At 39.8% G+C, this 25478-nt stretch carries 21 protein-coding genes; 5 read left to right on the forward strand and 16 right to left on the reverse strand.

Annotated features, from left to right (window positions below; all coding sequences use genetic code 11):
- Nucleotides 1-66: 66 nt before the first annotated feature.
- Nucleotides 67-1122, reverse strand: a complete 1056-nt coding sequence (locus tag ACXAG7_RS13755) for a helix-turn-helix domain-containing protein (RefSeq protein ID WP_476667164.1) — start codon at nucleotides 1120-1122, stop codon at nucleotides 67-69.
- 935 nt (nucleotides 1123-2057) lie between these two features.
- On the opposite strand from ACXAG7_RS13755, the gene ACXAG7_RS13760 reads away from it, so the two are divergent.
- The 5 genes from ACXAG7_RS13760 to ACXAG7_RS13780 all read left to right on the forward strand — a co-directional run bounded on the left by ACXAG7_RS13760 (nucleotide 2058) and on the right by ACXAG7_RS13780 (nucleotide 9305).
- Nucleotides 2058-4277 (forward strand): lantibiotic dehydratase family protein, encoded by a 2220-nt coding sequence (locus ACXAG7_RS13760; RefSeq protein ID WP_476667165.1) that lies wholly within the window; start codon nucleotides 2058-2060, stop codon nucleotides 4275-4277.
- The gene (locus ACXAG7_RS13765; protein ID WP_408042514.1) at nucleotides 4270-5118 is read left to right on the forward strand and encodes a thiopeptide-type bacteriocin biosynthesis protein; all 849 of its coding nucleotides are present in this window, start codon (nucleotides 4270-4272) and stop codon (nucleotides 5116-5118) included. Before ACXAG7_RS13760 ends, ACXAG7_RS13765 begins: the two co-directional genes overlap by 8 nt.
- 106 nt (nucleotides 5119-5224) lie before the next feature.
- Complete coding sequence (locus ACXAG7_RS13770) at nucleotides 5225-6787, forward strand: helix-turn-helix domain-containing protein (protein WP_476667166.1); 1563 nt, start codon at nucleotides 5225-5227, stop codon at nucleotides 6785-6787.
- Between the two features lie 99 nt (nucleotides 6788-6886).
- On the forward strand, nucleotides 6887-7060 hold the full coding sequence (locus tag ACXAG7_RS13775; RefSeq protein ID WP_408042512.1) for a hypothetical protein: 174 nt from the start codon (nucleotides 6887-6889) through the stop codon (nucleotides 7058-7060).
- Nucleotides 7061-7139: 79 nt separating this feature from the next.
- Nucleotides 7140-9305, forward strand: coding sequence for a prolyl oligopeptidase family serine peptidase (locus ACXAG7_RS13780; RefSeq protein WP_476667167.1), 2166 nt, complete (start codon nucleotides 7140-7142; stop codon nucleotides 9303-9305).
- A 74-nt stretch (nucleotides 9306-9379) separates the two neighbouring features.
- Here ACXAG7_RS13780 and ACXAG7_RS13785 read toward each other — a convergent pair whose 3' ends face one another.
- From ACXAG7_RS13785 to ACXAG7_RS13855, 15 genes are all read right to left on the reverse strand, one after another.
- The gene (locus ACXAG7_RS13785; RefSeq protein ID WP_476667168.1) at nucleotides 9380-9709 is read right to left on the reverse strand and encodes a hypothetical protein; all 330 of its coding nucleotides are present in this window, start codon (nucleotides 9707-9709) and stop codon (nucleotides 9380-9382) included.
- A gap of 7 nt (nucleotides 9710-9716) precedes the next feature.
- The gene (locus tag ACXAG7_RS13790) at nucleotides 9717-10175 is read right to left on the reverse strand and encodes a hypothetical protein (RefSeq protein WP_476667169.1); all 459 of its coding nucleotides are present in this window, start codon (nucleotides 10173-10175) and stop codon (nucleotides 9717-9719) included.
- Between the two features lie 7 nt (nucleotides 10176-10182).
- Nucleotides 10183-10788: an N-acetylmuramoyl-L-alanine amidase gene (locus tag ACXAG7_RS13795; protein ID WP_408042508.1), complete on the reverse strand. Its 606-nt coding sequence runs from the start codon at nucleotides 10786-10788 to the stop codon at nucleotides 10183-10185.
- Nucleotides 10789-10791: 3 nt separating this feature from the next.
- Nucleotides 10792-13185 carry a hypothetical protein gene (locus ACXAG7_RS13800; protein WP_476667170.1) on the reverse strand — a complete coding sequence of 798 codons (2394 nt, stop codon included), beginning with the start codon at nucleotides 13183-13185 and terminating at the stop codon, nucleotides 10792-10794.
- A 1-nt stretch (nucleotide 13186) separates the two neighbouring features.
- The gene (locus ACXAG7_RS13805; protein WP_476667171.1) at nucleotides 13187-15289 is read right to left on the reverse strand and encodes a cohesin domain-containing protein; all 2103 of its coding nucleotides are present in this window, start codon (nucleotides 15287-15289) and stop codon (nucleotides 13187-13189) included.
- Nucleotides 15290-15378: 89 nt separating this feature from the next.
- Nucleotides 15379-16890 (reverse strand): PKD domain-containing protein, encoded by a 1512-nt coding sequence (locus ACXAG7_RS13810; protein WP_476667172.1) that lies wholly within the window; start codon nucleotides 16888-16890, stop codon nucleotides 15379-15381.
- Between the two features lie 7 nt (nucleotides 16891-16897).
- Nucleotides 16898-19813: a PKD domain-containing protein gene (locus ACXAG7_RS13815; protein ID WP_476667173.1), complete on the reverse strand. Its 2916-nt coding sequence runs from the start codon at nucleotides 19811-19813 to the stop codon at nucleotides 16898-16900.
- A 47-nt stretch (nucleotides 19814-19860) separates the two neighbouring features.
- Complete coding sequence (locus ACXAG7_RS13820) at nucleotides 19861-20511, reverse strand: hypothetical protein (RefSeq protein WP_408042503.1); 651 nt, start codon at nucleotides 20509-20511, stop codon at nucleotides 19861-19863.
- 11 nt (nucleotides 20512-20522) lie between these two features.
- Nucleotides 20523-21524, reverse strand: a complete 1002-nt coding sequence (locus ACXAG7_RS13825; RefSeq protein ID WP_408042502.1) for a hypothetical protein — start codon at nucleotides 21522-21524, stop codon at nucleotides 20523-20525.
- A 1-nt stretch (nucleotide 21525) separates the two neighbouring features.
- Nucleotides 21526-21801: a hypothetical protein gene (locus ACXAG7_RS13830; protein ID WP_408042501.1), complete on the reverse strand. Its 276-nt coding sequence runs from the start codon at nucleotides 21799-21801 to the stop codon at nucleotides 21526-21528.
- A complete protein-coding gene (locus ACXAG7_RS13835) occupies nucleotides 21788-22075 on the reverse strand; it encodes a hypothetical protein (RefSeq protein WP_408042500.1) in 288 nt (95 codons plus the stop codon). Before ACXAG7_RS13835 ends, ACXAG7_RS13830 begins: the two co-directional genes overlap by 14 nt.
- Before the next feature lie 12 nt (nucleotides 22076-22087).
- Nucleotides 22088-22402 (reverse strand): PAAR-like protein, encoded by a 315-nt coding sequence (locus tag ACXAG7_RS13840; RefSeq protein WP_476667174.1) that lies wholly within the window; start codon nucleotides 22400-22402, stop codon nucleotides 22088-22090.
- A 6-nt stretch (nucleotides 22403-22408) separates the two neighbouring features.
- The gene (locus ACXAG7_RS13845; protein ID WP_476667175.1) at nucleotides 22409-23245 is read right to left on the reverse strand and encodes a hypothetical protein; all 837 of its coding nucleotides are present in this window, start codon (nucleotides 23243-23245) and stop codon (nucleotides 22409-22411) included.
- 3 nt (nucleotides 23246-23248) lie between these two features.
- On the reverse strand, nucleotides 23249-24712 hold the full coding sequence (locus tag ACXAG7_RS13850) for a hypothetical protein (protein ID WP_476667176.1): 1464 nt from the start codon (nucleotides 24710-24712) through the stop codon (nucleotides 23249-23251).
- 3 nt (nucleotides 24713-24715) lie between these two features.
- A complete protein-coding gene (locus ACXAG7_RS13855; protein WP_408042496.1) occupies nucleotides 24716-25477 on the reverse strand; it encodes a DUF6046 domain-containing protein in 762 nt (253 codons plus the stop codon).
- Nucleotide 25478 lies beyond the last annotated feature (1 nt).

Below are 25478 nucleotides of genomic sequence, written 5' to 3' on the forward strand. Positions count from 1 at the left end.
CATGTTGAGCTAGGCCGCTATATACGTTCTTACGAAAAATTGGAATACTTACAAATTGACTAGGTATTAGTTTTGAAGAGTGCCTTCAACATATTCACTTGGACTCATCCCTTCGAATTTTTTAAAGGCTTTATAGAAGGTCGACTTGGAGCTGAAGCCCACTTCTTTTGCAATACCTAAAATGGAATAATTTTGATATGCAGGTTCAAGGACCAGTACTTTAAAATCATCCACGCGAAGTTTATTAATAAAGTCATTAAAATTTCCATCGGTATAGGTATTGATCAATCTAGAAACCTGCTTGGGATGTTTGTCGAGCAAACTTGCGAGCTCCTGGATGGTCAATTTAGGACTTCTGTGCATTGCTTGGACTACTACACTGCGCTTCAAAGTCTCGAAATCTTCTCTTTCTTCCAAGCTCGACGAAGCATATGCTTCTTCTTTCTGTCCTTTAATTTCTCTGTTTTTTTCAGGAACCGCTACCGGTACAAAAGCAAACACAGGACGATGGAATACGAAGTAGCGCAAACACAGAATAAATACCGCGATTTGAAAAAGGGACTCAATAAGGTAAAAAATAGAAAATCGCTTACCATAGCTATACGTAACGATATCACCTAGTATAATGATACCATAGTATATGAAGCTAATGAGTAAATACATTTGTATAAACTGAATAAAGTACTTGTTTTTACTGTAAAAACGCAGGGATTCTCGTTGTATAAAGGCTCGGAACCTCAGCGAAAAATACGTTAAATACCCTAAATTAAATAGGTAATCAATTACAGTAAACTCCCAATCGTACGAGGCTTGATAAAAGTAATTAATGCCAAAGAAATAGGAAATCACGACTGCGACATGCCAAGGCGAACAGTGAAATAGCTTTATCAAATAGAGAAACAAGAAGGTGTCTACTACCGAAAATTGATACTTATAAATACTGTACTTAGGTGCAAAAGGCTCAATGGTTTCAAACAGAAAACTCAAAAAGTACATGAATATCAAATACTTTTCCAAGCGCGATTGAAACTTGTTCCTGCGATCAAAAATGAGAAAACAGAATAGGACGATAAACGATAGTCCTAGGAGGTCTAAAAAATTAGCAATGTCGACTTTAAACATACGATGTGATTAATCAATAAATTACAATGTTTTCAAGAGGAATACTAGGTGTTTTGTCCTAGGAGAAGTTATATAACAACCGAACAGAAAAAAAACCTACCTCCTTTTCCTCTTCTACCAAAATACACATACATTTTTGGTGATCGTTACCACTTCCATTGAATTTAACTATCACAATAGCAACGAGCATACATTTCTTCCTATTCCCTCTTGGAGTTTCAATTACCTTGCAGACGGCAGCACCGCAATTTTGTTACATGTTGTAAGCTTTGGCTGTAGAAGTTTATCCAAAATAGGAACAACAAAAAAGTGATCTAAAAACTAGATCACTTTTTTATTCAATGTCAACACAGTACCCCCTTCTAAAAAATACAGTTGACGTGTTTATAAACCACATAACAATAACTTACGTTTGTTTATCCAAATGCCAGAAGTAGCTGAAAATTAAATTTCAAATAGTAAAAAACAGCGAATAGTGCTACCTCTGGCGAAATCAATGGATATCTAATGTCCTTAAGTGTGCTACGAAAAAGAACATACGTACTCCTTCTTTTCCTGAATTGCTGTATCCCCTTAACAATTATAGCATTTCGAGTTGTCCACAACTCAAGGACACTTTACTTTCCATCGCAATTAATTCTCTGCTAAAGAAGATTACAAACTAGGATGGAATTGCATTCAAAACATTGAATGACTAACCTTAATTTTCGCTGTTTTTCATTTCTGTTTTTTACTGTTTTTCACAGTACAAAGGAATTCTTTTAAAATGCAATTTTCAAACTTTCACAATCGGTTTTTATAAAAAGCTAGTCTGAATTTGTAAATCCAGCACAGCGTCCAAAAAAGTTAAAAACCTTAGTAACAACTGCTTGCAACATACCGTTTTTGAAATAAAATTAAATCTTATATATTTATCGAATCAGACAAAAAACATCATGAAAAAACCCTTTCAGCGCTATGATTTTTTGGAAGACTTTTGTTTTCGAACCCCTCTCTACCCATTCAATTTCTTAAACAAAAATCTCCAAGAGCACACCTTTACCATAGCGGACCTAGAAAAAGTATGGGCAGACCCCATTTTTAAAGAAGCTATGTATTTAGCTTCCGTTCCATTTTACAATGAAATTGTAACGATTTTACAATCGAAAGATGCTTTGAAATTCGAAAAAATCAAAAGCTCCTTTTTAAAATACCTCATCAGAGCAACAACGCGATGTACCCCGTTTGGTCTTTTTGCAGGCATAGGAACAGGAACTATTGGAACGCAGAATTCCGTTGAGCTCCCCCCTCCTCATCAGCATCAAAAATCGACCAACTTAGACAGTCATTTCCTATTCGAATTATGCAAACAGCTCGCTCAACAAAAGACCGTCAGAAATCAACTGACCTTTTACCCGAATACGAGCTTGTACCGTTTAGGAGACTATTACAGATATGTTGAAACCAATAGCAACCACCAAAAAAAACAGTACAGCATTGAAGCCATTGGTCACAATGAAGATATAGAAAGTATCTTGAGTCATGCCGCCGATGGAAAACAGAAATTCGAACTCGTCAATTTCTTGACAGAGCGGGGATTTGAAACTTCAGAATCTGATGCCTTCTTAAACTTATTAATCGATCATCAAATTCTGAGAAGCAATTTAGAAATCAATATCACAGGGGATGCTCCCCTCGCGAACATTATCCAAATACTCGATTCCCTAACTGGAGTCAGCTCTATCACAACTGCCTTAAAGTCGATTCAAAACCGACTTGCCTCTGTAGCTAAAACTATGGGAACAGACATCGCTGCTTACAACGCTATACGGGAATCACTGAGTGCTTTGCAGTTGAATTTTCAACCCAAGTACCTCTTTCAAAACAACCTTACACTTTCAGCGCCATCGGCAAGTATTAGTAGGTCTCAACTTCAAGAAGTAAAGAAAGCGCTAGGCCTATTACTAAAACTTGAAACATGGCAGCCCAATCAAGATCTACAACGCTTTAAAAAAGCTTTTTACGAACGTTACGAAACGCGTCGGGTTCCGCTAGCCCTAGCACTGGATATCGAATCGGGTATCGGATACCTACAAAACGATGCTGTTTCTGGGACAACTCCGTTTTTAAATGATCTGACGGCAGCTTCTAAAGGTCATAAGACCTTTACAAATCAACACCTAAGTCCACAAGATCGAGTATTAGAGAATAAACTAAAAGAGGCATTGGAGCAAAATGCATACGAGATTACCTTAACGGATAAAGATTTTAGCCACTTTGAATGCCGAGAAGAGTACCTCCCCGATACGCTAACGGCATTTGCCTCCTTAACCACTGTAAACGCTACCGAAACCCTATTTTTGCAGGGGTTCAATACAGGAGCGGGAAAATTAATTGCCCGATTTTCAGAATCAAATGATGCTATCAATGCGCAATTGGCAGCTATCTACCAATCAGAACAGGAGCTTGCACAAGATAAAATAATCGCAGAAATTGTACACCTTCCTGAATCGAGAACGGGTAATATACTGAGAAGAAAGAATCTAAGGTCTTATGAAATTCCCTACCTCGCAAAGCCATCCGTTCCTTATGATGGGCAGCTTGCTATAGGTGATTTGTGGTTATCTTTAAAAAATGACGAGCTGGTACTGTGGTCTGAAAAACATCAAAAAGAAGTAATTCCCAAACTCACGAATGCCCATAACTACTCCTACAAAGCCTTACCTATTTATCATTTCTTAAGCGACTTAGAGCTACAAAACAAATTACCTTATATCGGTTTTCAATGGCCATCGTCTTGTGATACTTTCGATTTTCTTCCTCGTGTAAGCTACAGGAATACGATCCTAGCCAAGGCTCAATGGAAAATCAGTAGCAAAGAACTAACAACCCTAGCTTCTTTTAAAAATTCTACGGAATTCAGTACTGAGTTTGCGGCTTGGCGAAAAAAGCTCAAGCTCGTTCAGCACGTAGCACTGAAACATCCCGCACATGCACTATACCTAGATCTGGAACACCCTGATTGTATTGCAATATTGATAGAAAGCGGCAAAAAAAACAATCCTATTGTATTGGAAGAGTTCCTATTCCATGAGGGCTCTCCTGTAAAAAATGAAAAAGAACATTTTACCAACGAATTTTTATTCACCTTGAAAAAAAGCGATATCGATGATTAAGAGAAGTTACCTTCCTGGAGAAGATTGGCTGTACTACAAAATATATTGTGGAAAAAGAACTGCCGATCAATTGCTTGTTGAAGAAATTCAACCTCTGGTGCAAGAATTGACTCAAGAGGAGCGAATTGACCAATGGTTTTACCTGCGCTATTCAGATCCTCAACCTCATTTACGACTGCGATTTCTCAGTCCTAATACGGAACACAGGAACTACCTTCAACAACGCATTCCTGCAGCACTCACCAGTTACTTTCAAAAAGACTTGATCTGGAAAGTACAGATGGACACTTATAACAGAGAGTTGGAACGCTATGGTACTACTACTATTGAATTGTCCGAATATGTATTTTCTGTGAACAGTCAGCTGTGTTTAAACGTACTTGAACACCTCACAAATGATACACATGTATTTTTAATTAGCCTAAAAGTGATTGACGAGCTTCTCAATTCCTTTGGCTATACTTTGGACGACAAGATTAACTTATCAAAGGAAAACTTCGAAGCTTTTAAAGATGAATTCAACGCCGATAAGCAATTAAAAAAACAACTCAACATAAAGTACCAACAGCTAAAAGAGGATATTAACTCGACCCTAAAGGCCTCGATTTCTTCTTTCGAATTTCTAAAAACGCACGAATTATACAATGAACCCTACTCACAAATACTACAGCGATTAAAAATTGGGCTGTCTGAAGAGGCCATCGCCTTAGACGACTACCTAAGTAGTCAAATTCATATGTTTATCAATCGAATTTTCAGAGATAAACAACGATTGCACGAGCTCGTTTGCTACAGTTGCCTTTACCGTTATTATAACCTACAAAAAAACACCAATGCGTAATCTATTCGTTTTACTACTATTTCACTGTACTCTTTTTTCCTTAGGACAGGAAGTACAAAAACACTATCACTCAGATTTAAATACTCTGAAAAATGAATTTTATCTAATGGATAGCATTCAGAAGAATCGTTTTTCAACAGCCTATTTAGCCAAAGCCAAACTGGAAAATACAACCGTTAAAATTGCCAATGGATACTATTTATTATCGGAGCTTAACATTCATAAAAAAGCAGCACTTCAATACAGTGACAGCATTATCCAATTAACCAAAAATACACAAAACAAAAACTATCCAGCCCTGGGATACATTCAAAAAGGGATCCATTATTATTACAACGGCCAAAATGAGTTGGCGCTAGAAAATTTTTTACAGGCCAACCAGCTCGCCGTAAAAAATGAAAACCGCATTCAATTGGTTATTGTCAAGCATTACGTAGGGCTTCTAAAAAGTGTGAATAATAAAATTGAAGAAGCCCTCAGCATCTTTAAAGAAAACTATCAATACCTAAAAGAAAATCAATTAGATACCACCTATAAAAAACAGTACTTTAAATCCCTCTTTGCATTGGCCAATGGTTATGCCAAAAACAAACTTTTTGACCAAGCTATTCAGTACTATAATAAAGGACTTAAAGAATCGAAAAACAATCCTGATTTCTATTACCCTTATTTTTTAACAGGTCATGGAGTTTGTAGTTTTGAAAAAGGTGCTTATCAACAATCGATTGACAGTTTACAAAAAGGCTGCAAGCTCTTAAAGGAAGATCCATCGAATCTCGCCGCCATGTACTTGTATATTTACGATGCTTACAAAGGAATGGGGACTCCTGACCAAGGAATTCATTACTTGAACAGTATCGACTCTGTTTACAAACAAGACAACTCTATTAGGAGGTATTCAAGAATCGCCTATGGACATTTGAATGATTATTACAAGCATTCTAAGGATAAAAAGAAACAGTTGACCTACTTGACCAAACTCGTAGAGGTAGACAGCCTCATCAAGGCCAAGGACGGTAACTTATACGTTGACATCGTCAAGAACTACGATACTCCTGAATTACTCAAGGCGAAGCAAGAACTCATCAACTCACTGGAAGAACAAAACAGTTCAAAACAGTACAATATTTTTATTTTAATTGCGCTCTGTACTATTTTTTCTGGGCTATTTATTTTCTTCTCACGACGCAGTTATGTGTTAAACAAGCGTTTCGACCTATTAATGGAAGAACAAAACAACAAAGAGACTCAGGTAACTCCACCTGTAATTACGGCATCAAAAGTTGAAAGCCTTGGATTGTCAGAAGAGCTCGTTACTCAAATACTGACCAAATTAGAGAAATTTGAAAGCTCACTAAAATTCGTTAAGAAAAAATACACCTTAAATACTTTGGCAAAAGAACTCAACACAAACAGTTCGTATTTGTCAAAAGTGATCAACCTAGAAAAAAATTCTAACTTCTCTAATTACTTAAATAACTTAAAAATTGACTACGCAATTCAGCGGTTAAATCAAGATCCGAAATTTCGAAAATACACCATAAAAGCAATTTCAGAAGAGTGCGGATTTAGCAGTCAACAGACATTTTCGACTGCTTTTTTCAAGAAAACAAAGTTGAAACCCTCTTTCTTTATAAAAAAAATAACAAACTCTGAACCAGAAGATTAAACTTAAAAAATACGCGTGAAATTTATAAATTCATAGATACTTGTCTTTTTTAGGCTGTTTGTATCCCCTAGATTTGCAGCAGTAAAAAACAATTAGAATATGAAAATTCAGAAAAACACAAAACGCGTATTAGACTTTAAAAAATTTCAAATTGCAGAGATCAAAAGCTTACATGCTATTAAAGGAGGAACCGGTTCAAATTCAGGAACCATTGACGACGAAGATGATCCAATTAACACAGGAGATTCTCGAAACGGTAGACGACGTCCTTAAACATAAAAAAACCAATTGTCTCACGACAATTGGTTTTAATTCGTTATTATTACCCTAAAAAAAAGAAAAACTACAACCCATGACCCGTGTATTACTTATCCTCATTTTATTCTTCTTATTTTATTCCTGTACCCCAGTGAACACATCGAGTAAACCTCCTAAAATTACGGTTATCGATGAATATCACGGTCATCAAATGAAAGACCCATACCGGTACATGGAAAACCTCAAGGATACGGTATTATTGGCTTGGCTCAAAGAAAAAACAGAGGAAGCCTCTGTATTAGAAACTATTGAAGGACGCGCAGCACTACTGCAAAAAATAGAAAACTCAACCGCTGGAAATACACGCATTAGCAAATTAAAAATCAGTGATAATGGCAGCTTCTTTTACTTAAAAAAAGAAGCTAAAAATGCTGTTGCCAAACTCTATTTCAGACCTTCCTTAACTGCCGATGAATCGCTGTTATTTGATCCGGCTACCTACAAAACTCATGAGAAAAAAGAGTACGTATTAAACTATATAAAACCGAGTTGGGATAGTAAAAAAGTAGCTGTCGGATTGACGGAATCCGACAAAGAAATTTCAGAAATTGTCATTGTAGATGTTCCAAGTAAAACCGTTGCACCCGAAACACTCACCCACAACTGGCCCGCTGAGTTGGCTGGAATCAACTGGTTACCCGATAACTCAGGCTTCATTTATGTACACATTCCGGTAGTTGACAAAAATGAAAAAAACTACCTACTTAATACCTCTTCAGTATTGTACAAGCTAGGAACGCCTGCTAATCAGGTAACACCTATATTTTCAAAACAAACGAATTCGAACTTCCCGATAAAAGAGGAAGATTTTTGCATTACCAGACTTCCAGATCAAAAATGTCAATACATTTTTGCCTCGACCTCTGGCGCTACCAGTTATCACGATTATTATTACGCAGCAATTCAGGACATCTACGGCAAAACCATCCGTTGGAAACCTCTTTTTTCTAAAGACGATTTGATAAAAAAAATCCTAGTCAAAGAGGATACTTTATATTACCTGAGTTCTAAAAATGCTTCGAATTTTAAACTTTGCAAAACAACACTCAGCAATCCCGATTTCGAGAATCCTACAGTTGTTGTACCCGAAGACCCTAACCAAACGATCACTGATATGGCCCTCACTAAACACGGCCTCTATATCGTAAAAACAAAAAACGGGGTGCAAGCCAACTTGTACAAAGTAGTGGCGCCCGCTCCGCATTTACAAAAAATTGAACTCCCTAGATCTTCCGGCTATATCAATATCTTTTCTAAAGGAGCTCGTTTTGATAAGCTATGGCTACAAACAGAGGGATGGACAAGTAAGAAAGAACTGTACAATTACGATGCGAATACCGACTCTTTCAATAAAATTGAGTTGATTAAACAAACCAGTCCTACAGCTATAGAAGACGTAGTTATCGAGGAAATTGAAATACCTGCACGCGACGGTACACTGATACCACTTTCGATTATTTACAAAAAGGGAATCAAAAAGAACGCAGCAAACAATGTACTTATCAGTTCCTATGGGGCCTACGGACTTTCAGGAACTCCTTTGATGTACCCTATTTTAAAACACTGGGTAGAACTAGGAGGCGTCTATGCGGAAGCGCACGTGCGCGGTGGTGGCGAAAAAGGAGATGCTTGGCGAAGAGCCGGATATAAAACTACTAAAGCCAATTCGTGGAGAGATTTTATTGATTGTACCCGCTACCTCGTCAATCAAAAATATACCAGTCCAAATAAAATAGCGGCTTGGACGGCAAGTGCCGGTGGCGTTTGTGTAGGACGTGCCTTTATTGAAGCTCCCGAACTATACTCAGCGGTAATGATCCGCTCAGGAGTATTGAATCCACTACGTTCAGAATTTTCTCGCAATGGGAAAAACAATATCAAAGAATTTGGAAGTGTTAAAGACTCAACGGAATTCTTAGCCTTACGAGCTATGGATAGTTATCACGCAATACAAAACAATACCCGATACCCAGCTGTGTATTTAACCGCTGGAATTAATGATGCCCGAGTTCCGGTTAGCCATTCATCAAAGTTAATCGCTCGATTACAAGACGCTCACCCCGAGAATACCGCTTTGTTGTCAGTTGACTTTAACGGTGGGCACAGTTTTGATGCCGCTCAACAAAAACGAAATAAAGAACTCGTTGATTTTATCACCTTTGCGTTTTGGCAATTGGGCAAAGAAGACTTTCAACCCTAGCCAGTGCTGGGTTCATAAATATCAAATAAAAAGGTTGCCAATTGGCAACCTTTTTTTCTTAGACCAACAATTTGTTAAACTTTCAATAACTGAGATTGTATCACCTTAATCAGCTTTCCTAATAGTTTATTCTTTAGGTGACCGATACTGGTTTTATGCACTCCTAAAAGCTGTAAGCTATTCAGTTGTAATAAATTTTTCTGACTCTTTACCAGCCAGGCATACTCCTCCAAACTCAATTCTTTCATCGCCAGTAACACGGTCCAACGCTTGAGCTTTTGTTTACTCTCCAATAAAAAAACGTCGAGTTCTTTGAGCGTATCCTCCTGCACATCGCCCCACTTATCAGACAACACACCTGTTAATTCCGCTCTTAACTCCTTTAAAATCATATCAAAATCCATCTACCTATCAATTTAAAATTAACTGTAATACACCTTCTTTACTCCTCGCATCTTTTTGAGCTTCATAAGCGATCAACGTATCAAAAGCTGCCATAATCTGTGCTTTTGCCTCTGCGACAAAGACCGCTGGCAATTTTCCTTTACTTTTCCAGCGTCCTAAATAACCTCCCAATAGGTTTCTATCTTTATCGATGAGTACCTTCCACATCGAAAGGGAAATTTTTTGATGCTTTTTATGTTGCTCATAAACCATCAAACTGTCAATTTTGTTCATCAAGGCTCGCACTTCTGTTTCATAGGATTCATAGGAATATACTCCTTTATCGATCAATTCCTCAGAACTGGTTTTAATCGCGATGGTCTGTTTATGAGCATAGGCATCATAACTCGCTGATTTCATAGTGTCACAAGCGCAGAACAGTGACACCAAACACAGCCCTATTAGTAATTTTAGTACTCTTTCCATAAGTTGTTTATCTTTTTTTAAATAGTTCGTTATTAATTCGTTGAATGGCAGCCACGTGATAGTCTACAATTCGCATTCTTCCTGCCGAAGTACTCAAGTAGTTTTTGTATTCTGTATAATTATCCATAAAAAAACTCTCGGTTAAAACGGCAGGCATCTTAGTTTTTGTAAGGACATAGAACCTCGCTTCTTTATCCAAATCTCCATCTGAATAATCAGTTCGCAAGCGATCATTCGGGAACTCTTGTTGAAAAGCTTCACCAAATCTACTCGCAATAGCATCGCTTTTAGTATCTCCTGGCGAAGTAAAAAACTCTGCTCCTGCACCTCCCCCCGCATTGGCGTGAATACTGAGATAGAAACAAGGAATTCCTGCATAGTTATTAGCTCTCTTTACACGTGTTCGCAAGCTGATATCCTGATGTTCTGGTACCAGATTGATGTAGGGAATTTGGAGTTTTGTCAACTCCTGCATAATTCCATTGACGATGGCCCTATTAAATTCGCCCTCGTAAAACACCTCGTTATCCTTCCATCTTACTTGCTTTCCCTTTGTCTGATAAAGTCCATTGATCAATCCGCCGTGACCATTGTCTAGTAGTACTGTCATCATCGTTTATTTACAGTCATTTAAATCTCCTATAAGAATTCCGATAAAAGATTGATTTGTTTCATTCTTTTGCAATGGATTAAACTCAAGTTGTTCAGGAATCGCTGCCGACCAAGGATTTGAAGCCACAGGAAAACTGTGATTGACAGGTACAAATTGCCATTTTTTAGTAATCAAATCATTGCCATTCAATACTTGTAAAACAATGTTAGCATCTGTCATATCAATGCTTTTTGATCCGTTTACATCAGCAGCTAACAACTTATATGGACTTGTCAAAACACCGCCGTTATTGATGTGGTTTAACAAACTGATGTAATCGAAAAACTCAATACAACCAGCAACTGGCGTGGTGTAATTGGGCTTCACCGTATACTTTTCAGACGGCAAGCCAGCAAACGAATAACCACTGGCATCTGTTGTTGTATTCCTATTTGAACCAGAAGACTGTAATTGGAGTTGAACCCCCGTCAATACGGTACCTTTAGGTGTTCGTATCGTTCCGGAAATAGTATAAGATGCCCCCGCTATAGTGATGCTACTGGGCGTCGATTTACCACATGCATTGATGGCTTGTACACTAAGTATCCCTCCGGTAAAACCCGCTGTTGTCACCAAGGTAATCTCACGTTGATTTGTAGGAGTTGAAGGTACCGCAGTCATTCCGCTAGGTAAGGTCCATTGATAACTCACTGCTTGTTGAATACCGGTAACTGCATATTTTAATCCAGATTGACCTGCACTCACACTGGTGGGGCCCGAAACAATTCCGGTTCCACTAGGAACTCCTTGCACGGTTACAAAAAGGGTTGCTGGTATGGATTGGCAGTACTGATTTACGGTATACGCCTTCACATTACCACTGGTTGCTCCAGATCCAAAAGCAACGGTAATACTATTTGAACCCGCTCCTGAAATTACGCTCGCTCCCGCTGGTAATTCCCATTTGTAACTGCTAACTCCTGCAATAGTCGCTACGGTATACGTGACCGCATTTTGCCCTTTACACACCTTGACAGCTCCACTAATAGCTCCAGGTGTTGGAGGTTTGGTTCCTAATCCTGGTGGCGTACTCCCCGCCAAAGGATGCGTGGCATCGTGATACTGTACACTAAAACCCCAGAGTCCACCTGACCTGTACTCCGGACAATCAAAAGATGCCCGACCTTGTGATCTACCAGCCATGATCACCTTCCCTTTTTTATTCGTCCCTAAGCGGAAAGTATTCTCCGAGCTGATTCCTGCCGAGGCTTTCGCCCATTGAAAACCTCCTTGAGTGTTGTACTTTGCTAAATAAGATTTTGATAAGTTTACCGAAGTTCTAACACCTTTCAATTCCGTGCCTCCTGGAAAGCGTAAACTGGTATGAAAATAGCCGGTTGCATAGACACCTTGCGTATCGGCAGCGATATCTGTTGCAAAAGGAGGTGGATTTCCTTCACCCTCCGCAGTTCGAATCCACAATTCATTTCCACTGGGCCCGTACTTAGCGATAAAAATATTGTCTGAATCACTCCCTATCGGTACTGCAGCTCCTGCAAAAAAAGATTCCTTATGATAACGATGCGCAGTGATGTATCCATTTCCATTGGTATCATTTGCTAAGCGCACTGGTCCAGAACTTCTAATTCGAGTATGCTTTAAATACGCTACGGAATTGGCTCCATTGGTGAACTTAGCATAATAAATATTGGTAAAACCAGAATCTGAAACAATTTTATGTGGTCCTAACTCCAACGTAGCGTAAAAATTACCAGCGATGTACAAATGCTTTCCGTCAGAACTAATGTCTGTAGGTCGAATATCAGAACGGCTCCAAACGACACTTCCATTTAACGGATTAATCTTAGCCAAAAAAGGTTGACTCCCACTGGTTCCAGTTACGTAACAATTTCCATTGGCATCTACTACAAGTTCTGTTAACCCTTCATTATTTCCAGCACCTCCAAACTGTTTTGCCCAGATAAAGTTTCCGAGTTTGTCATACTTAACCAAAAAACCCGCTCGGTAATGCTGGGTAGTACTCAAGCTTACCTTTGAACTTCCAGTTCCAAAAACGATACTGGTCTGAAAATATCCCGAAGCGTATACATTTCCAGTAGCATCTACGGCTACTGACAATCCTCTTGAATTTCCACTACCTGCTACTCGAGACCAGATTACCGTCCCTTTATCATCGTATTTCGCTATAAAAAAACCAGATCCGCTATGTGTTTTCTCCAAAACTATCCCCGAATAATAATGTCCGGTTGTATAACTATTTCCATTACCATCCATGGCCAATCCGTTGATAACAGAAGTACCACTGACAGTATTTACGGCCCATTGAGCCAGCTGTGCACGTCCTTCATAAGAGAAGAATAGCACGATAAAAACTACGATTATTCGATATCTTTTCATCTTAATTCACTATTATTTTTTGTATGGATTTACGTCCTTCTTGTTCACTCTCGAGCAAATACATGCCTTTCGGTAAGAAACGAAGATCTAATTGCTTTACTCCTTTTGTCATTTCCAAAATAAAAGTTTGATTCAGTACCACTTTCCCTGTAGGATCCATCAATTTTAGTCGAACCTGCTCTCCCGTGCTTCCCTTTACTTCAATGGTAAACACCGAGCCTGGGTTTGGATATATTTGGGGTAGTGTTGAGGAATTTGAAGGAGAAATTTCCAACTTTTGAACATCCATTTTAAGGCGATTCAAGCCCTCGTCAAAAGCCATCATAGGAACAATACTCCCCTCCATTACTATGCTAGAGCTTTTCATTAAAGGCCTTTTCCTTTTAAACTTTAAGGCCAACAAGGAAACTCCGCGACCATGACTATGCCCCTCAGCCTCATTATCGGTGTACAACAGGGATACTTTCCCCGGATCTTTCGCTAACAATTCGTAATCCAAATCACTGCGATTTAAAACTCCAGATTCTAAGCCCAAAAAGTGAAATTCGTTAGCATCATAAGAGAACGTAGCCTGAAAAGCAGAGATATCAACATAGTTATCAACAACTTTTAAACACACACTAAACTCTTCACCAACAACACTTTCACACTCAAAAAACCCTAACTCAACAACCTTATCAACACCTCTATTATTAACAACATGGTCGTTATTAACATCCCCCACTTTAATTCCGACAAAATCTTGATTCTTAACACTAGCATCAAGTGGTGTCATAACAATTCGATGTGGAATGGTGGATACAAAAGGATTTTGGGGATTTGGAAATACAAAGTTTTTAGGAACAAACTTCCAACTTTGTGAAAATCCAGCTTGTCTTTGCAGTATTACTTTTCGAAGAGTGATAATATCTGCCACATCAATGGCATTGGAAGCATCCGTATCAGCTGCAATCAATTTATAGGGTGACAGTGCAATAGATTTTCCTAGCAGGTACTTTCTTATCAGTAAAATATCAGCCACATTGATACCATTGGTCATTCCCAAGGCTCTTTGAACCGTAAGTGTCCCACCACTTTCGGGCAAGGTGTTAAACAAAAACGTTCCGGTATTATTGGTGAGCTGCTTCTTTTCTTTAGTATCGGTAGTAAGAACTACGGTTGACTTCGGCAAGGGTTTATTATCTTCATTTACGATAGTTCCTGATATTTTCAAATATGCTAAGATTTTAATCATCGCCTTAGCGTTGGCACTCAACTCTTCTTGTGCCTGATTGTTGAAAACCTTTAAATCAACTACCTCCAAAGGAAACTCCCCCACCGATTGTCGGGCCTGAAATGATAACTCAAACAGTATTTCATCATTGTCAATCGCTGTATTTAGCAGTTGTGGTTGATCCCAAACAACGCGAACTTCCCCTGGTGTCAATTCAAAAAAATTAGCAGTGCTCATCCCCGTTAAATCACGGTGAAAATTCGTCACTGACACAAATTTCAATGCATTTTTTGGATATTTAATAACTGCCTGAAACCCTGCTACTCCCGCAAAGTTTTTTGCTCTCACAGGAATTTTAAAGCTGCTTCCAACTCCGACCACCTGTGAGCTCAGTGCCAACTGACAGGCACCAAAAGTCATCATTCCTCCTGCTGTCTCTGTCGTCATGGGAGCTCCTTGAGCGTTCGCTACTTTACTAGTTAAAAAGGTAAATTGCCAGCGCTCTCTTAATTTGGTTACCACCTTGAGTTTTACATAAAACAATACTGATTGCTCAGAAAGCGTATGGGGTTTAAAGCTCGTATCAGCCCAAACGACACTCAGCACTCCACCTGAATACCTATAATTTAGGTTTGAAAAATTTTTAAGTGCCGCATGTACTTTCGTCAGTGCAACAAACTCAAACTTCTCTTCTGGCAATTGCATTTTTAATTCAAAGCCTACCGCATTGGTAAACTTGTCAACTCGAATCGGGATTTCTATCAATTCAGAGGCATTGGCAACGACTTCAGGAGTGCTAAAAGCCACCTGAGCTGTTACCCACAAGGTTTGTAGGAGACTCATCAAGAGTATAAGCCTCCTCTTTCGGTAAATTTGTAGTTGTTTTTTCATGGTTATAATTAATTTGATTACTTACTTTTAAGCAAGAGTAGCCCTCAAGAGCTCTCCTCTTGTATCGATATGTATTATGATTAATTGCTTTATTTTTGGGCTGCTAGTAACTTGACAAGCTGATCGGTATTCTTGATTTGAATATGAGCCTCGGTACGTCCAGTTGTATTTCCAGCCCCTACAGAAACGGCAAATTCGGCACGTCCTTCGTTGTTTAAATTGACTAAAAATTCTTTTTCACCCAGCAGTAACCCTACCTGAGGAAGGTGAACAAAAACGTTTCCTTTGGAGACATTTGTTTTTATGGAAGCGATCATGGTTACCGCGCTACTTGGAGCTCCCACTAGTTTAACGGTGTACGATTCAACTTTGTTCCACGGTCCAGTCAGTTGACGATTCAGTAGTAAACTCACTGTTTGCTGAACTTCTACGGTTACTAATGAACTGATCTCAGCTCCCTGAGGGTCTCTTGCGGTAATTTTGAATTGATAATTTCCTGCCTGAAGTCCGTTTAACTGCAACGAAGGAGCATTCACCGGTTTCCAGTTGGCTAGCGTACCCGCTATTTTGGTCCAGGTATATTTCAAAACATCCTTATCCGGATCCGTCGCCGCTGCTATGAGTTCTGTTTGAGCCCCTCCGTCTTGCGCGGTGTAGCTTAAAACAGTTTTTCCTGTCACCTTGAGTCCCTCAGGAGGTCGGTTTGTGTAGCGTACATAAATAATATAACGCGTTGTGCCTTTCGCCTGCTTACGGAGATCTGGAATACTCATTCCTTGAATCGGAACTCCTGCATTGCCATCACAGTCTACCCAACCATAAGGTAACTTGATACCATTCCAGGCAACGATGAGCCCTAGTGGCACCGCTCCAATAAACCCTCCTTGACTTTTTCGCAGAGTTCCCTGCTCATCAATGAGCAAGCACTGTTCGTGAATTTCTTTGCTCTTAGCCTTTTGATAAAGGATCACAGCCCCTCCAAAATGTAGCTTTGCTGGCACCGAGCCTTTATTGATTTCCAATATCTTACCGGTATCTAAAAATCGTCCGTCAAGCTCCTTAGTTCTTACCACAGCTCGTTCTTGTTCTGACACATCTAACGCTGAAATTGCGTGATTGCCAAGATTTAAATCTCCTTGCATCACTCCAGTTCCATTTAAGGAGAGCAATTTTGTATGCAACTCAGGGATATGTACAAGCGACTGAAAACTAGACAGCTCGAAATACGAGAAAGACACCCTTTTCTCTTCAGTGGTCACAGGAACAGGAATTTGCTGAGGAATTTCTTGGACAAATGCTGCAATTTTATGAGTGTATACCTTTCTTTTCTGTCGATCTCCGAATTCCAAAAATTCTTCAATCGTTTTCACTCTTAAAAAAGGAGTACGTACCCCCTGAACAACATAAATAAGCTCCCCGGCAATAACCACCCAGCCTCCTTGAGACTGTGTGGTGTTTTGCAATACGTACTTTCCAGTTGCAATTCCCAGTTGTTTTGAAAAGCTAGCAAACAAATTGCCAGCATACATTTGTTGCATATCCGCAAGCGTTTCTTGTTCTAACAAAAAGCCACCTGCTCTGGTAAAATCAATACTATTCATCGGTCTTTTATTTTTTAGGATCACCTGTATGTTCGTTGATTTCTGCATTGTGCGCAACGATCCCTCCAACACTAAAATTATCAACCGATTCTACATCGAGTACGGCCACTTCAATGGGTTCTTCCACCGTCAGGACCTCAGTAATATCAATGGTATTTCCTGAAGGTGCTAATAAGCTCATTCCTTTTCGAAGATCCATAGGTTTTATCCAAGCAAGCTCATCTCCTCCTGTACAAGTTAGTACTGGATGCGCTGCTGTAACTCTAATATGCTGGTCATTTGCTAAAGAAATTTGTAAATATTCATCAACCACAAACGTCGATTTTCGCAATACCGTTACCGGACATAATGTTCCTTCCGATATTCTTCCTTTCCAATTCATATAATCACCCTCTGAGGCATCTATCCTATTCGGGTAATCCAGTCCTATTAATGTATCCCCTACCTCGACATCACCTAACCTTTTTTCACCTCCATCATACAACGGCACGGTACTGGTAACATCGAAACACTTGATTCCTTTACTCACCGCCGAAGCAGATGTTGACATGCCCCTCAACGTAAATTCGGCGCGTATAGACGAGCGGGTAACCACATCGGCAGACAATTCAAAATTCAATGAAATTTCTCCTGTACTGCTCATGTCTGCAAAGGTTTTTGTTCGAGATCCATTCGATGACATCCCTAAACCTGAGCCACTTCGGTCAATTAAGACACCATTTCCTTCCAGAACTTTAAATTGTACTCCGAGCGTAATATTATCATCTCCATAATTTGGAGGTCCTTTCAATACTACCCTAAACACATACTTCGAATCTGTACTGGAAACATGGACTATGCGTATGGTTAAATGAGGGTATTCCTTGTACATCGCAGTTCGCGAGCGCAGACCGTCAGAATCGGTTACAAACACCGAGAAATTGTGATATCCGGGAGCGAGCTGATTAGGAGCTACATCAAACGAAGCACTGCGAATTGGCTTGGGCAACATCGTCGACTCTGTCCAATGATAGGTTAAATTGCCATTGGCTCCATCGGCATCATTCCCTGTGGCAGTAACGCGAATTGCACCGTTTCTACCTGGAATTCGGGCGATTGAAATATCCGAAATCGTAGGAGCTACCAAAGCCTTTTTCACCAACACATTAGTATCTGCCTGTGCCTGCATTCCGTCAACATCGGTCACGGTAACTCGAAAAACATAGGATCCTTCCTGTAAATTTGTCACTGAAGTTGCTGTACTTGTAGGACTTGAAATCGTTGCTCCACCCCCCGAAACTTTTGTCCATCGCACAGACAACGCATCTTGGTTTTCATCACTTACAGTTGCAGATAGATTCACAGAATTTGTTGGCAATTGAATGGTCTGATTAGCATTCACACTTACCTTTGGAGCCTTTTTTATCTTAGCTACTGTGACGATCACTTCTTTTGACGTGCGAGCCCCACGATCATCTGTAACTACGGCTACAAAACGATGCGTTTGAACGCCCAAGCCCGTCAACTGGATAGCAGCCTCAGTACCTATCACTGTGCCCGCAGCATTTTTCCATTGATAACTCAAAGTTCTTTTTTCTGGATCACGAGCCACTATAGTTAAACGGGTACTGCTCGTTCCGCGCACCACGGTTAAACTCTTAGTTCCATCAATTCGATCAATAATAGGTGCTTGATTTTCGGTTACCGTCAATGTCATTTGATCAAACCATGACAGTCCTTCATTATCCGTTGCTGTAAGCTTAAATTGATAAACTCCAGGGCGTAGTCCTCGTATTTTGGTTTTCAATGCATTGGGAGTTTCAAACACGCAGGGCAAGCCGGGAGGAACAGAGGTATAGGTCCATTTCGTCGAAGCTATAGTTCCGTCTTCGTCTGTACTCGTACCTTCTAAAACGGCATAATCTATACCAGGTTTCCAAGGCAACTCCAAACTTTGGTCAGTTCCTGCCTGTACCAAAGGATACTTGTTATATGCCCCAACATACATGATGTAACGCACCGGTCCCATAAATTCACTCCTCAAATCTGGAATATTAAATCCATTTACCGATCTCCCTAGGTATCCATCGCAAAGTATCCAACCTGCAGGAATAGTCGTTTGGTGCCAAAGTGCTATCATACCAAGTACAACACTACCTATAAAGCGCCCACTACTTTTCATTAACTTCCCATCGGCATCCAATAAAACGGGATGTTGATCGGCTCGTGTGCTCTGCGCTAGCCCTGACATGCTTACCTCACCGTGCAAATGCACATTTTCCCAATCGGCTTCGTGATTGATACTCAAACTAGATCCTGTATCTACCAATGCCCTTCCTAAGGGTTTTTTGGGATACGTTTTTCCACGCAGTTCAGAGTGGCCGAACCACAGTTCTTTTGCTCGAATAAAAGCCTTTTCTCCCTCCTTTACATTCAGAGCACTGAGCTTATGTCCACCTAAATTCAGATCCCCCTTCATGGTATTTGAGCCATCGAGTGTTAGGTACAAATTTCCCAAATCAGGAATATTGGTAATTCGCTGTAAATCGTCGAGTTTATAAAAAGTTGTATGCACCGTTTCCTCCGAAGTATTTTTTACAGGTACCGGATTTGCGGGAATAGACGCCACATAACTACCTTCCCAAGTGACAAACACCTTGTGTTTAGCACCTGACCGAAAAATTAATGCTCTTTTCGACTCTTTAACTTGAAGAAATGCTGTTGGATTCGCCGTTGGTGTTATCGGAATGAGTTCTCCTTGAATAATAGCCCAACCCCGATCAACGGCGTTTCCTGGAAACAACAGATAGTTTTTGGTTTCTTCAACTCCCAAATGTTTTTTAAAAGCCATAAATAACTGATCTTTATAGGCAGTTTGCATTTTGGCTAATGTATTTTGTTCCAGAGGAAATCCTCCGGGTTTCGAAAAATCAATTTGATGCATAACAATGCTTTTTAAGTAATTAGAAACTAGAATTTAAGGGAAAAACACTAGTATTTATAGGTTTCATAAGTTTTACCTGTCAATTTGTAAAACCTCAACAACTCATGAAACTTAGAGGTTTTGACCGCTACGGGAGCAAGGGCTGAATTTTGAGGATTTGGACGATCTTCAAAGTAGAGTTCATTCACTAATTTTTGAATTTTCTCGACACCTGAAACCCCCGTTAATTTCTCTTTAATATTCAGTGCCTCCGGAATCAATATTCTAAAATCGGCATACTCCATTTCAGTATAGTCTTTGGTTTCTACCAGATACAACCCTTTACCTGATGATACCGTCACCTCATTTCTTCGATACACCAAGGGGGCTTCGTAGCCCAAACGGTGTTCTTCGTGTAAATAAATATGTTGAATGGTGGGCTGTAAGCTTTCTGCGATGTAGATGTATTTCTGCTGAATTTTATCTTGTAGGCTTATATTTGGATTGTATGAAATTGCTGTATTAAACTGTTCATTCAACACTTTTTCTAAATACATCACCTGCCCGCTGTGTTGCATTTTATACAGGTTCTCTTGGTACAAACTAAACAAGGGGCTCAGCATCGTATGCATCCATACTACATGCCTCTTTTTACGAAGTGTCGGAGGAAATAGCCACAAGAGCAGCTTATTCCAATCTAAGGTCATATAATTCTTCATAATAGTACTGATTAACGGTGATCTCTATAAAATGTATAGGGTAGGTATCGGAACGATAATTTTACCTTTGCCAAATCGAAATATCCGGAACGTGGTATAAAGTACTCCTCCCTATCCGGAACAGTTACTAACGGAGCACCTGCAGGCCCTGTTTGTATTTTTCTAATCATCGGAATTTCAACGCCATCAGCTTTTTGAAGGGCGTCTATCAAATACGTTCGAACCAGTCCGCCGTTGAACTCTAAGCCTTTTAAAAAATTCATAATAGCCACTTTTGCGGTATGGACTTCCGGCTTTGCAATCAACACTCCATTGTTCTCATCAAAAAGGTGATTCTTTGCTGCTGGCGTTTCGGGATTTAGATAGTGTGGAATATCTATCGGATTGATGTATACTTTTAGTGGATCCACGTACATATCGACTTCCAAATGCAATACATCTCCATCAATAGAGCTTATTTGAATCTGGTTTCCGGCATCTTTGATTTGGCGCATGTATTCACGAAATACAACCAGCTCATCCTTACTTAACTTGCGAATTTGACCTGTACTGCTCTCTCCAGCAACTTTCATAAAGATCACACCTACTTGATTGTGAAAGTAATTCGCCACTGCGGCATTGATTTGATCTTGCGATTTCGGGTTGACATCTCCTTTGAGAATGGTATCTAAATCAACCTCTCCCACTGCACAAAATTTCACGACTTTTTTAGCGTTCAGCTCGCTAGCCGCAAGTCCTAAAGTATCAAACTGAAAAAAACCTCGATCCCACTTCAAGGGGTGTCCATATACAAATTGCAATGCTTGCTCGCGATACCAACTCAGGGTATGTGGGCGGGAAACCATGGTATTTTTTTCCACTATTTTCTCATGTGTCCATATTGCGGACGCCGTAATGTAAGACCACAACTTCCAAATGGAAGTCTTAGAACTATTGGTCAGAGCTTTCAATTCGGGTATCGACTCTTTTTGTCGAAACATTTCCTGCTGTATTTCAGCAATTGTTCTTGCCATTTTACTTGATTTTTAAATTCTTAATTCGACGTAAAATTTCGAGTTCTTCCTCGGTATGTAAGGTGGCTGGCGCTAGGTAACCCCTATGGTTTTCTCGGAGGGCATCGCGGTATTTCCCTGAAGAGGGGATGCTAATGTCTTCGTATTCCGAAGGCAACTGAGTGAGGCTATTCCAATTGTTGGCCTCTAAGATTTCGAAAATGCGATCCACACTGCCAAAATGAACAATGGCCAAATCCAGTACATTCTGATTTTCTAAAAGTCTAGTAGTTTCCATCGATCTGAATAGCATTTAAATTCGTCACATCAATTAACCGCACTTTGAAGTTGTCAAACTCTAGCTGCTTTTCAATTTCAGCTTCTAAACGGAGTTTGTTTATCGCTGAATTTCCCCTCAGGTAATTCTCTATTCCTACCCCCAATAATGGATACTCCTTATAACTTCCCTTTTGAGCGAGTAAGAGATGTTCTATGTTCTGCTGACTCGCCTCTGCCAAGTACAAATCTCCTTGGTAAAACAGCAAGTCTTGGTCTATTCTAAAATCAATCATAGTTTGTATTTTTTAAGTTTTTGTAATTTTTCCGATACCTCCTCCAGGAGCACAGAGCAGTTCGGAGGATTCAAGTAAGAGTTCATTGGATCCCTGAAAAACATTTGATTGGAACCCCTTCCACTTTTGTATTTGTGGTGAGCAGGCTGCATTATTTAAAAGGGCACAATTCCCAAAAGGCTGAATAGTGGTATCCGCAACTGTGGCTACTTTCTTATTCCGTATCCAAAACTTCTTATTACTTGCGACTTGCAGCGGTTGTACTCCTGCTGACTTATCGCAACGCAACAGAGCTCCTTCACATAAAAATTTGGTACTAACTGGCATGATTCATCAATTTATTTTCACACTATCACTTCCTTTAATAGCCACCGATTTCCCTGTAATTTGAACTTCTCCATCATTACCAGCAACCAGCTCTAACTGCTTTGCTTCCAAGCGTACCTTCGTATCACTTTTCAACAGAACGCCCTCCTCTTCACTTATGCGAATTTCATGCGCCTCTTGCTTTGCTTTCAACACCAATTTCTTTTTTTCAAAGCACACTGTTGACTGTACTTTTTTATCCTCGAAATAACGGTATTGCATCCGGTCTTTGGTATGGATTACATCGCTCAATACTTCCTCCTCTTCTCCTTGATCTTTCGTGGGAGGTTTCACAAATTGTATCGTAGTTTGCTCCTTGGTCACAGCTGCTTTAAACTCATTATTAAAATTCAGCTGAAAAGCCTGTAAATTCAACTTCAACTCAACAAAGGACACTTTCTTTTCACCTTCTTGTTGCGCAGTTTCCTCTTGTACATTCAACAAGAGTCCTTCCAGCTCCGAATACTGACTTACAAAGTTCTTCCCTACCAAGTTGTCAACCGTAGAAACCATGACCCAACTCCCTAACTTAGGAATACAAATCAGGCCTCCTGCTTCACTTTGCAAAGAAGCTTTTAAACGCACATTGTGCAGCTCGAGCCCCTCGCTATTGCTTTTACCTGATTTCACCTCTTTTACCACTTCCTGAAAAGACTCGTGATCTTGTAATATTCTTACCGAAATCACATAATCAACAGGATCACTTTGGGTATCAAATTCATTGTGACTTACTATTGCCGGAAAAGTGCTTGGCAACTCCTTTTTTCGAACGAGTTCTTTTATTAAATATCCTATTTCATTCATAGCTTATCCTTTGGTAATTGATTGCATTACTACACCTTCGAGTTTGACATTGGCTGTTAACAAACTTCCGCCTTCCTCCGCTAGAATGGCAACTTCTATGGTTTCCAATACCGATTGTTCCATGCGAATCCTTGGATCAGGATCGGCATTAGCTCCCAGAAATATGACCTCTCTATAACCATTGACACCAAACGAATGCTCTACAGCATCGACAAAGTACTTTTGGTTCTCCAAATGAAAATCAGCAATCGTACCTTGTTTCGACTGGTCTCTCAGTTCTATGATATCTCCAGGACGTATAAAGTCACCAACTTTTTCTCCTTCACTAGTGGTATAAATAGTTTCGCCAAACGTTGTAAAACTTCCTCTGAAGCCACTGTATTTTAACTGCTTAAATTTCTTTACCGCGAGTTTCATTACTTTGCGAATCACAGGATCTAACATTTCCATGCGGTCTCCGACATAGATTTTCTTTGCTGTTTTTCCTCCTAGTGTTTGCTTGGTCAGCTTAAAACTAGGGTCATAAAATTTATACGTATACTCTTCAAAATCATCTTCATCATCACCCGGTTTGGGTCTGGGAATTACAATACTCAACTTATCCGACTCTGCTTTACCTTGCAGCACGTATTTCACACGTACTTTTACGTTGTGATAATCGATATACACTAAATCATCCTCAATAATATTGTCGTGAAATCGGAAAAAGCCCAACGGTTCTTCGCTTGTCAGTGCTGCGAAATTGATATTGGAAAAGCTAGGTCTCGATTTCCAATCAGCCTCTGATAACACCGGACTTACCACAGGTAATTTTTCATACTCTGTTCCAATACACAAAACAGGAATATAAGTACGCTCACCCTCTGTAGTGACCGATGTTTGTACATAGCGCATAAAGCTATAAATACCGTACTCCTCTTTTAACAGCTCAAAAAAATCGAGAACTGTATGATTTTTTAACACCAAACTCCCTAAGGACAAATCGACAATAGCCGAGCTCCTCAAGGCTATTTTTCGCTGCTCAAAAAACACTGCTACGTGACGACTCACAAACTCAAATACACTGACGTACTCGAGTGATTTCCCTACTTTTATGGGATAGGACTGACTGAGGAGTTTAGACTTTAAAAAGAACATGTGATCCTCACAAACTAACACCACAGGAACCCTGCCTTGTATTTCCCTGATCACCCCTTTAAATGCCAAATCACGCGGTGTTTCGTAGCCTAAATAGATTTCGATATCCGGATGAGTTTGCAACCAACGCAGCATACGAGAACGGAATTTTTTATCCAACACATCAAACTCTTCCAACTCTCCCTGAATAAATCGCGGTAAACGCACTGTTGCTGTATCCGTAAAAGATCGCCAGGACTCTTCTATTTTGATTTCATTGACGAAATTGATAATCAGAGGCTTCTGTTTATCCACTTCATGGACTACTATTTTACATGCTAATCGTAACATCCGCTAAAAATTTGAAAAGATTTCCTTCGCTGTACTCTTCGCAATTCCGCTCGCTGAGAAATCGCGCGAACGTTTCTTTATTTCCAAAGGAACCTCAGAGAGTGCGTTAAAGCTAAAAGGCTGAATATTCTTCATACCGTTATTACTCGGAAAATCATAATTTGTTACGACCAATTCAAAGACTCCCAGCTTACGCAACACTGGGTGAATGACTTTTAGCGCATAATTAGCATCCAAAATCCTCCTTAACTGGACCACCTGCGCAGTTGGATAACCTTTACCATGGGTTGCGAGTACCCCGTTCACGGTAATCTCGTGATCTCCGTTAGAAATAAACTCTTTAACCGTATAATCTCGGCCTTGAATGGCTGTAGTTACAATATTTTTACTTCTTTGAACATTCAATGCAACTCCGTCTAACCGGAAACCAAAAGTGGCTCCAAAGAGTTCTGTTACAAAGGCATTTTTTTCAAAGACTCCTTTGCCTTGCACCTTAATATCAACGACATCTCCTTCTGGGATTTCTATGACTAAAGGAGCAAAAACAGGCAAATTGAACGTACCGCCAGCCATGATAAACTCATCTACTTCGGTTAGCTCTTTTACCGACTCTAAAAAGTACTCTTCTGTCAAGTTTCTCAAACTATCGAGGTACTCTCCCTCATTGGTCGTAGTCAAAATATTTGTGACGTTTCTCACCATTCCTCTGCTGTTCTTCAATCGCAGCGAACTGAGTAAATTGGGTATGTTATACGTAAAACTCATG

The sequence above is a fragment of the Tenacibaculum sp. AWR4_210 genome, from assembly GCF_056160945.1.